This window comes from Geminisphaera colitermitum TAV2 (genome assembly GCF_000171235.2).
Taxonomy (GTDB): Bacteria; Verrucomicrobiota; Verrucomicrobiia; order Opitutales; family Opitutaceae; genus Geminisphaera; species Geminisphaera colitermitum.
Map to the genome: position 1 here is coordinate 29,158 of NZ_ABEA03000013.1, position 15,789 is coordinate 44,946.

Here is a 15,789-nt window from a genome sequence, read left to right on the forward strand (position 1 = left end):
ATGGGCGCGGCTGCGCCGCGTCTGGCGGGTCAGGAGACCCGCCCTCCGGTGCCTGAGTCGCCCCATCACCGGGCGGCGAATTGCGGGTGTTGCTCGATGCGTTGCACGAAGGCGGCTCTGGCCGCTTTGTTTTCGTTGGTTTCCCCGGCCAGTGCGGAAGGGAATTTTGTTCCGCTGCGCCGCCAGCGTGCCAGCCAGTCGGGGCCGAGCGGACGGGGCGGGGGCGTGGAGGGATGCGCGGCGGGTCCGCCGGGCATCGTGAAGGCAAGGGTCGTGTCGGCTTTCGGGCCTGTGCCCACTCCGGCGGCAACGTGGAAGCCTGCCGTGAGCAGGGCCGCGCGCACGGCTGTCGCGTTGGAGTAGGTGTAGAGTTCGCTGCCGGCTGGATTGGGGTTGGCCGCGCAGCGGGCGCGGAGGCGCGCGAAGGTGTCGCTCGTCCAGAGCGGGGAATCGGTTTTGGCGGAGAAGGGATCGTAAAAAATGATGTCGGGCGGGGTGGCGGTATCGAGGTGCGCCAGAAAATCGCCGTAGTGGAGTTCCCATTGCAGGAGGCCGGAGGCGTGGGACCAGCGGGCGTTGGGAAGGGTTTCGAGCAGGCGGTGAGGCGCGGCGTGGCGCAGGTGGGGGAAGTGGCGTCCGGCGTTCTTGAGCGCAAGCCGGAGGGGATCGAGGTCGCGTTCAAAACTCACGAGTTGCAAGGGGCGGAGGGCTCGGAGCGGCGCGTCGGGGCAGGAGGCGGCGGAGTTGGCGAGGAGTTGTTCAAAACAATGGATCACCGCCATGGCGTTGTGCGCGGCGCCGAGGCCGACATCCCAGATGACAAGCGGGATGGTTTCGTGAGGCGCATCGTGTTGAGCATCGCGCGGCATCACGAGGCGCGCGGCGAGGCACGATTGGTCGATGTAGAGGCGGCGGGCTTCCTCGTCGGGGGCGCTGACGGAGTGCATGATTTCGCCGGAACTGGTCTGGCGGATGCTCGCAAAGCCTTGCGCGCTGACATGCACCTCGTAGTCGCCAAGGCGACGGTGACGGGTTTTGCGGCGCGGTTTTTCGGGCGCGTGGCCGGGGTGGTCCTCGTCGGTGCGTTGCAGGTCGATGCGCTTGCGGGCGTGGTAGCCGGCAAAATCGCCGCGCAGGATGTGCGCGCGCATTTCGGCGGTGAGGCGGTGGTAAAAAGTCATGTTGTGCAACCCGAGCAAGTGCCAGCCGAGGTGTTCGTCGGCCTTCACGAGATGGTGCAGGTAGGCACGCGAGTAGTGGCGGCAGGCGGCGCAGTCGCACGCGGCGTCGAGCGGTTCCTCGGCGAATTTGTAAACGGTGCGGCGAAGCTGGAGCCGTCCGTGCGAGGTAAAGGCCAGCCCGCGCCCAGCGACTTGCGAGGGAATGATGCAGTCAAACATGTCCACCCCGCGGTGCACGGCTTCGAGGATGTCGAGCGGTGTGCCCACGCCCATGAGGTAGCGGGGCAGATGAGGGGGGAGTTGTTCGGTGACGAGCGCGGTGAATTCGTGGCGTTCCTCGTGGGTTTCGCCCACGGCGAGGCCGCCGATGGCAAGGCCGTCGAAAGGGTGCTGGCGGAGGAAGGCGGCGCTTTGTTCGCGCAAGTCGCGGTGGCAGGCACCTTGAACAATGCCGAAGAGGGCCTGCGGGGAGTCGCCGCGCGCGGCCAGCGAGCGCACGGCCCAACGGTGTGTCAGTTCCATGGCGGCGCGGGCCTGGGCGTGGGGCGCGGTGGCGGGGATGCATTGGTCGAGTACCATCATGATGTCGCTGCCGATGGAGCGTTGCATGGCGATGCTGGTCTCGGGCGAGAGCAGATGGGTGGTGCCGTCCACGTAACTCTGGAAGAGCGCGCCGTCCTCGTTCATGGCGCGGGAATGCGGGAGGGAAAATATCTGGAAGCCGCCCGAGTCGGTGAGCACGGGGCGGTCCCAGTTCATGAAGCGGTGGATGCCGCCGAATTTCTCAAAAACCGCGGGGCCGGGGCGAAGCAGGAGGTGGTAGGTGTTGGCGAGGAGGACGCTGGCTCCGGCGGTTTTGAGGGTTTCGACGGTCTGGGATTTAACCGTGGCCTGGGTGCCCACGGGCATGAAAACGGGGGTTTGCACGGGCCCGTGCAAGGTGTGAAACGTGGCGGCGCGGGCACGGGTGCCGGGAGCGGTGGCGTCGAGGGAGAATGGGAGCCGGGACATGGAGGATGGGTGTGACGGTGGCTATGGCTGTGACTGTGAAAGATGCGCCAGCCAGTTCATGAACCGGGCAGGCTGGGGGGCGTGATGGACGGGGGCAAGGCTGCCGGCAAGGAGCGGCTGAAGACTCTTCCCTTTATTTGGTTCTTCGACGTTTTCAGTGGAGGGACAGGATTGCGATATGGAGTGCGGCGATTCATCGCCGCTTTAGGCGACGTGATTCATCATGTCGCCTCGCCTTACCCTGTTGCTACCCTCTCTGCCGTCTGGCAAAGGACGCATCGGGAGGCGGGAGGGCGGGAGGCGGGTCGTTAAAACGGCCCGTCGAAAGCGGCGATGAATCGCCGCACTCCATGTCGAACCATTGAAAATGTCGAAGAACCCTTTATTTTGTCGTAACATCAAGAAAGTCATGCAGAAACGCGGAGGAGCAGAGAAAACCATTTGTTGCCATCCTCAGCGACTCCCAGTGAGCTATTTTTGAGTGGGAAAGAGCATTAAAATGCTCCCAAAAACGCCGTTTCCACCTCCCTCCAGACACTCCGCAAGCCCCTTTTTGAAGATTCTTGAAGAAAAGCTCTAATAGTTAGATGCAAAAATTTTCTCAACTTATGTAATTTTATTACCCACGTTCTTCTGTATCCGATAATTAATTACATCCAGTTGGAGGATGCCCGAAAATATCCCTTGGGAAGCCCGAATTTAAATCGGAAATAGGCAAGATTTCGTGGTGCGCGAACAACATGACAATTGCCGCCATGAAGGTTGCATTTTATCCGATTTCGATGCATCGGAAAATTACGTAACCATTAGGCTAATTTTCCTCAAAATAGCGGACTCAGGGGTTTACCGGACTACCTCAATTTTTTCGAATCTGCTACAAAGTCTATTCACACTGCAAAAACAGCCACTCACGCTCCCTCTCACATGCAATTTTCCTCCCTTATGGCCCCCTTCGCCACCACGGCAGAAATGTTGTGGGGAGTGTCCTTTCGTGTGTTTCGTGGGCAACGATAAAATCCGAACTCTTTAGTCTCTAATCTCAACTCTTAAATTCCGAATGCCAGCCATCGCTTCACTGTTAGACGCAGTCTTTGTATTTCTATATAATTAATCACGCCAATAGACAGACAATACACAGGAAACATATTGTGCGCTAAGGAGCGGCGAGGCTCCCGTCGTCAGACGCGCGACACCGCGCCATCCGAGCCTGCGAGGCAGTCATCTCGTCCGGCGACGGATTGACGGAAAAAGCCGCCGCTCCACCTGCTAAAACAATCACTACAATTCCTTTCTTCCTACACATATGAATAAAATAAAAAATAAACACACTGGTACGCTCCGGCGTGCCTTGCCGTTCTTTTCGGCATTGATCATGATCGCAGGGCTTTTATCTGCGAATATAGCCGCTGCCGCGACGTTCACGATTCGGAGCGCGACACGTTACTATGGGTCCACAGCTGCAGTCGAGATTACTCAACCGGGTTTCTATCATGTGGAAGCCTTCGGTGGTGATGGTGGCAAAGGTGGAGACACCTCGGAATCGCTGCGAGCCGCTGGCGGTACAGGTGATACACTTCGTGGGCTCTATTGGTTTGACGCGGGCACAATAATTAACGTCCAAGTCGGCGGCGAAGGCGGAACACCCGAAAATAAGATCGCTGTTGTTCCTGGAGCAGGTGGCAGTGGTCAGTGGTTTGGCAGTGGTGGACGGGGCGGATGGGGCGGAGCAAGCTTTTTGCTTACGTCTGGTGGCGGCAGCGGTGGTGGCGGTGGCGGTGCCTCCGGTATTTTGGTAGGAGGAACTGCCTTGACCAACATCTATCTGGCAGCAAGCGGCGGCGGCGGTGGTGGTTCGGCAGGCGGCGATATAAGGAGTTCTAGTTGTCGAGGCGGAGCTGGCGGAGGGGGATCGGGTGCCGCTGGGGTGGGCTACTCTGAGGGATTTGGCGGTTATCCAGGGACCGGTAGCAACCCAAGCAGCACCGTAGGTGGCACTGGCAGTGATGGAGAAGCATCAACTTTTACGCAAAATGGCGGCGGTGGTGGTGGTGGCGGCGGCGGCGGCTTCAACGGCGCCAGCGGTGGCGCCGGCAATGCTGGTGGTGGTGGATCCAACCATGCCCCTCACGGTGGTGGCGGCGGCGGCGGCGCGGGTGGTTTGAATTTTATTAAATCGACTGTAACAAAGCCTGCATTGATGCCAAGTTATACCCTCAATAGCAGAAATAATGGAAGCAATGGCCAGGTTATCATCACGTATCTTGGTGTGGAATATACCATTACCCTTAGCGATGAAGGGGGTAGCGGTGGTTCTGGAAGCACCAAGGCCTACTACAGCGAGAATATGCGCGTGGTGAGCGTTCCCTCGCGCGCTGGCTATATCTTTGCTGGCTATTGGGATGCGACCTCCGGCGGCACGCAATATTATAACGCCAGCGGCACCTATGTGCGCGCATGGAACAAGGGTCAGGATACGACTTTGTATGCCCGTTGGACGCCAATTACGTATAGTATAACATATTCTGGTTTGGAAGGTGCAACCCATTCCAACCCCATCAGCTATACCACGGAGACGCCCACGATTACGCTGACGAAGCCGAGCCAGCGTTCGGGCTGGGTTTTTGCGGGCTGGTTCACCACTTCTGAAGTTGGAGGGGAAAAGGTTACGCAAGTTCAACAAGGCTCTCTTGGTAATAAAACGGTTTATGCACGCTGGACTCCGGAATCGGCATCGGCACCGACGATCCCGTCAAAGATCAACAGTGACACCTTGGTGGTCATCCCTGATCCCACCACACCCGGTGGCATTGTCCTTGAGGGAGAGATCGATGCCACCCCGTCCGATCCCGAGCAGTCGCAGGTGTTCGAGGCGGACAAGGTGGCGGTGTATACCGCCACGGATATTCTCGGCACATGGTCTCTGGCTGATCAGAGTGGTTACACGATTGTCGTCGCTGCTGATGGCAAATCGTTCTCGATCGTCATCAACCCCACTGCCGACGCCGCCCGTTTCTATCGAGTGGCCACCACCCTGCAACCGGTTGATGCCAGTGGTGCTCCGGTTGCTGGTGATACGGTCAAATACAACACGACGCTCTTTGGACGTTACGAGGTGACGGTGCCAGCGAGCCAGACTCGTTTGGTGGTCAATCAACTGGCGAACGGCGTGAGCGATGCTGTAGCCCTGTTCAGCGACCTTGCTGTTGGTTCCAGTATAAACATTACTAAACCGGATGGGACAACTGCATCGGCAACCAAGATAGCAGCCGGAGGAGGACGTTGGCAGCCGACCACGCTGGTATTCCCGGTGGGGAGCGTGGCGTCTGTGCGCAATGCCGGAGTCGTTGCGTCGACGAAAGAGTTTGTTGGGGTTGTGCCGACCCAGTCTGTGACCTATTCGTTGACTGGAGGAGAGACGCGTAAGGTGGGCACATCGTTGCCGATTGCTGCCTCTACGGTGGCGCTGGGGATCAGTCCTGTTGTTGGTGATGCGGTGGCCACCTATCGCAGCAATGGCTCTTTGGTAACGAATACCTATCTAGCTGCTGGAGGCGGACGCTGGCAGGAGGGCAATGCCCCCACAACGATTCATATCGGTGAAGGGTTCCAGATTAAATATAACGCCACCCTGTTTTGGGCACCAAGGCTCAATGTTGTCGAGGATTCGATGAATGTTGGGCTGGAGTAAAGTGCAACAAATGAATGAATTTCCCCCATCAGAAAAACCTGATGGGGAAAATAGATAATATATAACCAAAATATCATGAAAAAAGCATTGATACTAACAGGAGCTCTGGTTCTTGGTTTGACCTCCGTGCAGGCGGGTCAGAGCAATCCGAGTTTCACTAATACGTATGACTGGGTGACTGTGCCCAATCCGCTGACCATGGAGGATGGCTCGCCATTCTATGGATCGGATGGTTACATTGCCGCGGTATTCGTGGATACAGCCAACCAAGGGAATAATGTCCTCATCGGTGTCGGCGATTTTTGCGACACATGGGGAGGTAGCTATACGTCCATGACTGGGATGTTTGCAGCCGTAACTTGGGAGAATTCGATTTGGCTGAATCCGAGCGAGACATTCACCATTTATATCCGAGTGTTCCAACTGGCACCGGGCGTGAACGCGGATTTTGACTATGCGCAGGACGCGTATCTTGATGGGCGTGTCGCGGCCAAGTGGGCGGATATTCTCCTTAATGGAGGCACCTACGGCGAATACAGCTATCAGGAAACGGCTACTGCAGTTGGTGAAGTACAGGATAACCAGTCCACCCATACAACCAGCAATCTTGTATGGCAGACTAGCAACGTGCCGGAGCCTTCCACGTATGCGGCCCTCGCCGGACTGGCGATGCTCGCCTATGTGATCGTGCGTCGTCGTCAGTAATGAGATAATGACGAATTACGAATGACCTAAACATTGGCATTTGCGTCAATACATTCGTAATTCGTCAGTCAGAACATGGTTGTTAAAATTATAACCATTTCATGCCGGTAGGGAGGTCTCTCCGAGACCTCCGCTTTCCTTTCCCCTCCCTCCTCCCCCCCTACACAATGGTTTTCTCCGCGTCCTCAGCGACTCCGCGTGAGTTCTTTTTGAGTGGAAAAGAGCATTAAAATGCCCCCAAAAACGCCGTTTCCACCTCCCTCCAGACACTCCGCAAGCCCTTTTTTGAAGATTATTAAGGAGAATTTCTAATAATTAGACGCGAAAATTTTATCAACTTACGTAATTTCAGGACCCACGCACTGCTGTATCCACGAATTAATTACATCCAGTTGGAGGATGCCCGCGAATATCCTTGGAGAACCCCGAATTTACATCGGAAACAGACAAGATTTCGTGGTGCAGGAACAGCATGATAATTACCGCCATGAAGGTTGCATTTTGACCGATTTCGATGCATCGGAAAATTACGTAACAATTAAACGGATTTTACCCAAAATAGCGGACTCAGGGTTTTACCGGACTACCTCAATTTTTCCGAATCTGCTACAAAGTCTATTCACACATACAAAAATAGCCATTCACGCTCCCTCTCACATGCAATTTTCCTCCCTCATGACCCCCTTCGCCACCACGGCAGAAATGTCGTGGGGAGTGCCCTTCCGTGTGTTTCGTGGGCAACGATAAAATCCGAACTTTTTAGTCTCTAATCTCAACTCTTAAATTCCGAAGACCAAGCATCACTTCATTGTCAGACGTCCGGGGGCGAATTGGCGGAAAAAGCCGCCGCTCCACCTGCCAAAACAATCATTCCAACACCTTTATTCCTACATTATATGGTAAAACTAAGAAATAAACATACTGGTACGCTCCGGCGTGCCTTGCCGTTCTTTTCGGCATTGATCATGATCGCAGGGCTTTTGTCCGCGAATATAGCCGCTGCCGCGACGTTTACGGTGTACAGTCCGGCGCGTTATTCGACTTCAGCGTCGGGAGTGGCGATTACACAATCAGGTTACTACCATGTGGAAGCCTTTGGTGGTGATGGCGGAACAGCCGCACAGAAAAGCGGTGATCGTGCGCCGGCCGGCGTTGGTGGAACCATGCGCGGCCTCTATTGGTTCGACGCGGGCACGACCCTCTACGTCCAGATCGGCGGAAAAGGTGCGGATGGCGCACAGGCGCAAGGAAATGATAGCGCATTCCGCGGCACGGGCGGGAATGGAGTAGGAGGCCTATGGTTCGGCTCCGGCGGCTATGGTGGACACGGCGGTGCAGGGGGCTATGCCTTGGGAGGCGGTTTTGCTGGGGGCGGCGGCGGCGGAGCCTCTGGCATTCTGGTGAACGGTGCCGGGCTGAACAACATTTACTTGGCCGCTGGCGGCGGCGGCGGTTCTGGTGCGGCCGGCGGCGGCTCCAGCAACAGCAAGAGCCGTGGTGGCGGTGCTGGTGGAGGTTACCCAGGCGAAAACGGTTATGGCTATACCGATGCAATCGGTGGCACTGGCGGACACGGCTACAGCACAAGCAGCACCGCAGGTGCTAATGGTCAGGATGGAGAAAACGCAGCCCCCTTTCAATATGGTGGCGGTGGTGCTGGCGGCGGCGGCGGCGGCTTCGATGGTGCCAACGGCGGCGGCGGCGGCGGCGGCGACGGTGGCAGCAACAATGGCTTTGATGGCGGTGGCGGCGCAGGCGGCGCAGGCGGACTGAACTTTATCAAAGGCACTGTGACCAAGCCCTCAGCGTTGAACTATTCCAGCAACAGCCGTGGGGCCGGACGCACGAGTGGTGAGGTTATCATCACGTATCTTGGTGTGGAATATACCATTGCCCTTAGCGATGAAGGAGGTAGCGGTGGTTCTGGAAGCACCAAGGCCTACTACAACGAGAACATGCGCGTGGTGAGCGTTCCCTCGCGCGCTGGCTATATCTTTGCTGGCTATTGGGATGCGACCTCCGGCGGCACGCAATATTATAACGCCAGCGGCACCTATGTGCGCGCATGGAACAAGGGTCAGGATACGACCTTGTATGCCCGTTGGACGCCAATTACGTATAGTATAACATATTCTGGTTTGGAAGGTGCAACCCATTCCAACCCTATCAGCTACACCACGGAGACGTCCACGATTACGCTGACGGCACCGAGCCAGCGTTCGGGCTGGGTTTTTGCAGGCTGGTTTACGACTTCCGAAGTTGGAGGAGAGCAGGTTACGCAAATTCAGCAAGGTTCTCTTGGCAATGAAGTGGTTTATGCACGCTGGACTCTGGCACCGACCATTCCGTCAAAGATCAACAATGACACCTTGGTGGTCATCCCTGATCCCACCACGCTCGGAGGAATAGTCCTTGAGGGAGCGATTGATGCCACCCCGTCCGATCCCGAGCAGTCGCAGGTGTTTGAGGCGGACAAGGTGACGGTGTATACCGCCACGAATATTCTCGGCACATGGTCTCTGGCTGATCAGAGTGGTTACACGATTGTCGTTGCTGCTGATGGCAAATCGTTCTCGATCGTCATCAACCCCACTGCCGACGCCGCCCGTTTCTATCGAGTGGCGACCACCCTGCAACCGGTTGATGCCAGTGGTGCTCCGGTCGCAGGCGATACGGTCAAATACAACACGACACTCTTCGGACGTTACGAGGTGACAGTGCCAGCGAGCCAGACTCGTTTGGTGGTCAATCAACTGGCGAACGGCGTGAGCGATGCTGTAGCCCTGTTCAGCGACCTTGCTGTTGGTTCCAGTATAAACATTACTAAACCGGATGGGACAACTGCATCGGCAACCAAGATAGCAGCCGGAGGAGGACGTTGGCAGCCGACCACGCTGGTATTCCCGGTGGGGAGCGTGGCGTCTGTGCGCAATGCCGGAGTCGTTGCGTCGACGAAAGAGTTTGTTGGGGTTGTGCCGACCCAGTCTGTGACCTATTCGTTGACTGGAGGAGAGACGCGTAAGGTGGGCACATCGTTGCCGATTGCTGCCTCTACGGTGGCGCTGGGGATCAGTCCTGTTGTTGGTGATGCGGTGGCCACCTATCGCAGCAATGGCTCTTTGGTAACGAATACCTATCTAGCTGCTGGAGGCGGACGCTGGCAGGAGGGCAATGCCCCCACAACGATTCATATCGGTGAAGGGTTCCAGATTAAATATAACGCCACCCTGTTTTGGGCACCAAGGCTCAATGTTGTCGAGGATTCGATGAATGTTGGGCTGGAGTAAAGTGCAACAAATGAATGAATTTCCCCCATCAGAAAAACCTGATGGGGAAAATAGATAATATATAACCAAAATATCATGAAAAAAGCATTGATACTAACAGGAGCTCTGGTTCTTGGTTTGACCTCCGTGCAGGCGGGTCAGAGCAATCCGAGTTTCACTAATACGTATGACTGGGTGACTGTGCCCAATCCGCTGACCATGGAGGATGGCTCGCCATTCTATGGATCGGATGGTTACATTGCCGCGGTATTCGTGGATACAGCCAACCAAGGGAATAATGTCCTCATCGGTGTCGGCGATTTTTGCGACACATGGGGAGGTAGCTATACGTCCATGACTGGGATGTTTGCAGCCGTAACTTGGGAGAATTCGATTTGGCTGAATCCGAGCGAGACATTCACCATTTATATCCGAGTGTTTCAACTGGCACCGGGCGTGAACGCGGATTTTGACTATGCGCAGGACGCGTATCTTGATGGGCGTGTCGCGGCCAAGTGGGCGGATATTCTCCTTAATGGAGGCACCTACGGCGAATACAGCTATCAGGAAACGGCTACTGCAGTTGGTGAAGTACAGGATAACCAGTCCACCCATACAACCAGCAATCTTGTATGGCAGACTAGCAACGTGCCGGAGCCTTCCACGTATGCGGCCCTCGCCGGACTGGCGATGCTCGCCTATGTGATCGTGCGCCGTCGCCAGTAATGAGATAATGACGAATTACGAATGCCCTAAACATTGGCATTTGTGTCAATACATTCGTAATTCGTCAGTCAGAGCATGGTTGTTGAAATTATAACCATTTTATGCCGGTAAGGAGGTCTCTCTGAGACCTCCGCTTTCCTTCCCCCCCCCCCCACCACACACACACCGCACACAATGATTTTCTCCGCGACTTTGCGGCTTTGCGGGAAATATTCCGGAAGGGCGGCGTTGCACGCCGTCGGCGGGTCAGGAGACCCGCCCTCCAGAGACTGGGATGCAGTGGGTGCGGATCGCCGTGGCGAGTTTTTCGATCTTCAGGGGTTTTGATAAATACCCGTTCATGCCGGCAGCAAGGCAGGCGTCGCGGTCGCCTTCAAGGGCGTTGGCCGTGAGGGCAATGATCACGGGCTGGCGGTCGGCCGGGAGTCTGGAGCGGATCTCTCGCGTGGCTTCAAAGCCGTCCATCTCGGGCATCTGCACGTCCATGAAAACGAGGTCGTAGCGGCGGTTCTCCAGAGTGGCGAGGGCTTCGTGGCCGTTGCCCACGGCGTCGGCCAGGTAGCCGAGGCGTTGGAGGAAGCGGAGGGCAACTTTCTGGTTCACGGCGTTGTCTTCGACGAGCAGGATTTTGAGCGGGGTTTCCTCGGCAAGGGGGTGTTCGTGAACCGCCGTCTGGCGGGCGGTGGCGTTGGGTGGTGAACCGGGGGGGGGGGGGGGGACTGGGCCAGCCATGGGGTGGAGGATGCCGTGAAGGCCGCGGAGGAGTTGCTGGGCGCGGACGGGGCGCTGGAGGGTGAGGGAGGGGGCGGTGGTGGGGGGGATGTCGGTGGGGCGAAGTTGGGTGTGGAGCCAGAGAATGGGTCGGGTGGTGATTTCGTGGATGAGGGCGGGGTCGGCGGCGGCGGTGTTGAGGATGATGGCGTCGGGGAGGGGTGTGGTGGCGCGGTGGAGGGCGAGGGCGGCGGCGAGGGGATCGGCATAGGGGAGGGGGGTGGCGCCGGCTTGTTCGATGATTTCGGTGTAGCGGCGGCGGTTGAGGGGATTGGGTTCGACGAGGAGGAGGGTGTGGCGGTGGAGGGGGCCGTGGGTTTCAGAAGGGGGGCGCGCGGCGGATNCGGGGGGGGGGGGGGGGGCGGGCTGGGCGCGAATGGTGAAGACAAAGGTGGAGCCTTGGCCGGGGGTGCTTTCGACGCAGATGTCGCCGCCCATGAGGCGGCAGAGGCGTTTGCAGATGGCGAGGCCGAGGCCAGTGCCGCCGTAACGCCGGGTGGTGGAGGAATCGACTTGGGAAAAGGATTTGAAGAGGCGGTCGAGGCGGTCGGCGGGGATGCCGATGCCGGTGTCGCGCACGGTGAATTGGATGAGGTCGCCGGGGGGGGGGGGGGGGAGCGGCGGGGTGGTGGTGTGTGTGTTTGAGATTTCAGGATGGGGGCTGTCGGGGGGGAGGGGAAAGACTTCGATGGAGATGGTGCCGGAGGGGGTGAATTTGAGGGCGTTGTTGACGAGGTTGGAGAGGACTTGGCGGAGGCGGGTGACGTCGCCGATGATCCAGGCGGGGAGGGCAGGGGCGACGTGGTAGGCGAGTTCGATGCGGTTGGCAGTGGCGTGGGCGCTGAAGAGGTCGAGGATGTCTTCGATGCAGGGAACGAGTTCGAAGGGGAGTTGTTCGAGTTCCATGCGGCCGGATTCGATTTTGGAGAGGTCAAGGATGTCGTTGATGAGGGAGAGGAGGGTGTCGCCGGAGTTGCGTATGGTGGTGACAAATTCGTGCTGGTCGGGGTTGAGGGGGGTGTCGAGGAGGAGGCTGGTCATGCCGATGACGCCGTTCATGGGGGTGCGGATTTCGTGCGAGACGGAGGCGAGGAATTCGCTCTTGGCGCGCGAGGCTTTGTCGGCTTCGGCCTTGGCGTGGCGGAGGGCGCGTTCGGTCTCGACGCGGGCGGTGATGTCGGCGGCCATGGCGATGATGTTCTCGATGGCGCCTTGGTCGTTGAAAACGGGTTGGAGTTCGAGGTGGAGGTTGCGGGGGTGCCGGCCGGGGGTGTCAGGTGTGAGGGAGGAGGCGGGCGGGGTGATGACGACGTCGCCGCTCATGGGCTGGCCGTCGTGGATGGCGGCTTCGATGGCGGCGCGCACGGCGGGGTCGGTCTCGGGGCCGGCGAGGAGGGTCATGAGGGGCTGGCCGGCGACTTGAAAGAGGGTTTGGTCGATGGCGCTTTCAAAGGAGTCGTTGATCCATTCGATCTCGCCGCGGGCGCTGGCAATGGCAACGAGGTTGTCGGTGCGGCTGGCGACGAGGGAGAGTTTGCGGGTGGAGGCCTGGCTGGTGCGGAGGGCGTCTTCGGCGGCTTTGCGGGGGGTGATGTCCTGGAGGGTGCCGACGATGCGTTCGGCGCGGCCTTCGGGGGTGCGGGCGACGGTGCGGCCGCGCAGGCAGATCCAGCGCCAGGAGCCGGAGGCGTCGCGGGCGCGGTAGTCGGGTTCGATGAAGGCGGTGGTGCCTTCGATGAGGTGGGAGAGGGTGGTGTCGATGTCGGGCCGGTCGAGGGGGTGGGCGAGGTCGAGCCAGGCGGTGAAGGTGGAGGCGGCGGTGGCGGGGGGATAGCCGAGGAGGGTGAGGAAGCCGGGGTTGATGAAGAGGCGGTCGGAGTCCACGAACCATTCGAAGATGCCGATTTCGGTGGCTTCGAGGGCAAGACGGAGGCGTTCGTCGGAGATTTTTAACTGGGCTTCGACGCGGCGGCGTTCTTCGTTTTCGGCGACGAGGCGGCGGTTGGAGGCTTCGGCGGCGCGCTGGCCGCTGCGGGCGGAGCGGGCGAGGTGGACGCTGAGGCCGAGGAGGAGGGAGATGCCGAGGCCGGAGGTGAGGGCGAGTTCGGGGAGGCGGCGGTAGCCGCGGGAGTAGTGGGAGGGGGTGGCGCCGAGTTCGATGTGGATGCGGCGTTGCTGGAGGGTGGGGGTGATGGCGCGCGATTCGACCATGCGGGTGGTGGCGCCGGGGGTGCTTTCGTAAACGAGGCGTCCGCCGATCTCGATGGCGAAGAGGTAGCTTTCATTGATCTCCTTGAGGCGGCGTTCGAGGGTCATGAAGAGGCGTTGGTAGGGGACTTCGGCGATGAGGTAGGCGGTGGTGCGGTTGTCGCGGATGATGGGGGCAATGATGGCAAAGCCGGGGCCGGAGGTGGGGAGGTCGAGGGTGGGGGAGACGACGGGGAGGGTGGTGGTGGTGGCCTCGCGCATGGCTTCGCGGCGGGTGTCGTCGGTGGACTGGTCGTAGGAGAGGAGGTTTTCGTTGCCGGCGGCGGGGTAAACCCACTGGGTGCGTCCGGCGGCGTCGGCGAGGGCGAGGGACTGGACGGCAGGGGCGTCGCCGAGGTAGGTCATGGCATCGACTTCACGGAGGGCGGGGGCCACGGCCTGGAGTTGGGCCCAGCGGCGGGCCATGCGTTCGAGGTTGGTGGCGTGGCGGTCGATGTCGATGTTGATGGCGTTGGCGAGGCTGTTGAGGGCGCCGAGGGTGTTGGTGGCGCGATAGGTTTTCTCGCCTTCGCGCAGGCCGATCCAGAGGATGAGGGTGAGGGTGCCGGAGGCGATGACGACGGGCAGGGGGAGCCAGGCGGGGGCGTCGATGTGGTTGGCGGCATGGAGGCTCCAGGCGCGAAGGAGGAGGCTGCCGCCGATGAGGGGCAGGAGCCAGGCGGTGTGCTGGGTGAGGGAGCCGATGCGGCCCCAGTTGTACACGGCGGGGAGGCTGAGGGTGTGGCCGATGAGGGCGGCGAAGCCGATGGCAACCATGATGGAGCCGACGACGACGAGGCCGAGGGTGCGGGGGCGGCCGCGGCCGGCAAATGGGGAGAGGAGGAAGGCGGTGGAGGTGATGACAAAGGCGGCCAGCGGAGTCATGCGCCCGGGCGGGGAGATGCTGATCTGGCGAAAGCGGTCGGTGGCGAAGATTTCGTCGATGCCGAGGTTGATGTCGAAACCGACTTCGACCAGCGAGAGGATGCCGATGAGCACGGGGATGAGGGCGAGCCAGCGTATGCCGCGGTGGCCGCGCTCTTCACCGACCAGGATGAGGCCGATGAGGGTGAGGCAAAAGGCGGTGTTGGCCTTCAGCCAGGGGAGGGACATGCTCCCGGTTCCGGGGCCGTGCATCGACCAGACGATGAGTGTGGCGAGTCCGCACGCGATCTGCACGGCCCCCAGCAGGAGAGCGATGCGCGACAGCCACGTGGTGCGTGGCAAGGTGCGTGGCGTGGCAGGCATTCTGAGTCGGCGTCGGCGGCCGTGATTGTGGTAGTCGTTGGCCGAGACGCAGGCGCAGACGTTGCTGTATTGCCATCAAGGAGCAAATGAATTTTGGGGAGTTTACCCTATGCGGAATGAGGGGACGGGGAGCGGCGAGAGGGGGAGCGGAACAAGGGAGCAACGGTTTTGTTGCCGATCCGGTCGCTCCTAAAGTTTTGGCGTGAGGGGTCGATTGGGGTGATGGGATGTCTTTTCCGCCTGATACTCTCGCTTCTTTTGATGATATTTGCAGCCGGCTTACCGGTGAATCGATCCTCGCCCGCCCGGGGAGCGATGAGGGTTTGGTGCCGGCGTTCAGTCTGGCAAGTGAGTTGCTGGCGCTGGTGTCCGGGGACGGCGTGGCGGGGAAGGCGGGGGGAGATGTGGTGAAGCGGTTGGAGGCGGTGCTGGGAGTGCTGGGGGCGCGGCTTGAGGGAGGGTTGCCGTTTGATGAGGTGTCGTTGGCGGAGTTGAAGGGGCTGGTGGCGTGGCTTCCGGGGGCGTTGACGGCGGGGGGGGGGGGGGAGGGGGCTGTTCATTCGGAAGGCGCGGCGGAGTCGTGTCCGGCGGGGGGGGGCAGCGAGATCCGCCTTCCCTTGGCTCCAGAAGCTGCGTGCGATCGGGTGCTGGAGCTTAATTTGGAGGAAAACCGGGAGTTGCTGGCGGAGTTTCACGCGGAGGCGCTCGACCACTTGTTGCAGATCGAGGCGGCGTTGCTGACGCTGGATTCGGCACCGGAAGACAAGAACGCTCTCAATAGTTTGTTCCGCTCGTTCCACACGATCAAAGGCGTGTCGAGTTTCCTGCATCTCACGCCGATGCATACGTTGACGCATGAGGTGGAGTCGTTGCTCGATCTGGTGCGCATGGAGCGGTTGCGGCTCACGCCGGAAATCATCACCGAGGTGCTGGCGAGCCGCGACGC

Annotated in this window: 7 protein-coding genes; 5 read left to right on the forward strand and 2 right to left on the reverse strand. The window is 59.5% G+C overall.

The genetic code is table 11. From position 1 onward, the window contains the following. Positions 1-65: 65 nt before the first annotated feature. Positions 66-2,192 carry a tRNA guanosine(34) transglycosylase Tgt gene (gene tgt, locus OBACDRAFT_RS02110; RefSeq protein ID WP_043582452.1) on the reverse strand — a complete coding sequence of 709 codons (2,127 nt, stop codon included), beginning with the start codon at positions 2,190-2,192 and terminating at the stop codon, positions 66-68. A 1,303-nt stretch (positions 2,193-3,495) separates the two neighbouring features. Here tgt and OBACDRAFT_RS30450 point away from each other — a divergent pair. From OBACDRAFT_RS30450 to OBACDRAFT_RS02140, 4 genes are all read left to right on the forward strand, one after another. Continuing rightward, positions 3,496-5,880, forward strand: a complete 2,385-nt coding sequence (locus OBACDRAFT_RS30450) for an InlB B-repeat-containing protein (RefSeq protein ID WP_157836878.1) — start codon at positions 3,496-3,498, stop codon at positions 5,878-5,880. Positions 5,881-5,955: 75 nt separating this feature from the next. Further along, entirely contained in the window at positions 5,956-6,585 is a 630-nt protein-coding gene (locus OBACDRAFT_RS02125) for a putative globular PEP-CTERM protein (protein WP_043582453.1), read from the forward strand. A 965-nt stretch (positions 6,586-7,550) separates the two neighbouring features. Further along, complete coding sequence (locus tag OBACDRAFT_RS27800; RefSeq protein ID WP_232766562.1) at positions 7,551-9,872, forward strand: InlB B-repeat-containing protein; 2,322 nt, start codon at positions 7,551-7,553, stop codon at positions 9,870-9,872. A 75-nt stretch (positions 9,873-9,947) separates the two neighbouring features. Continuing rightward, positions 9,948-10,577, forward strand: coding sequence for a putative globular PEP-CTERM protein (locus OBACDRAFT_RS02140; RefSeq protein WP_043582453.1), 630 nt, complete (start codon positions 9,948-9,950; stop codon positions 10,575-10,577). A gap of 246 nt (positions 10,578-10,823) precedes the next feature. Here OBACDRAFT_RS02140 and OBACDRAFT_RS30455 read toward each other — a convergent pair whose 3' ends face one another. Continuing rightward, positions 10,824-14,843, reverse strand: coding sequence for an ATP-binding protein (locus OBACDRAFT_RS30455; protein WP_052360870.1), 4,020 nt, complete (start codon positions 14,841-14,843; stop codon positions 10,824-10,826). 227 nt (positions 14,844-15,070) lie between these two features. On the opposite strand from OBACDRAFT_RS30455, the gene OBACDRAFT_RS02150 reads away from it, so the two are divergent. Further along, positions 15,071-15,789 (forward strand): Hpt domain-containing protein (locus OBACDRAFT_RS02150; RefSeq protein WP_043582455.1); only part of this gene is annotated, 719 nt, incomplete at its 3' end.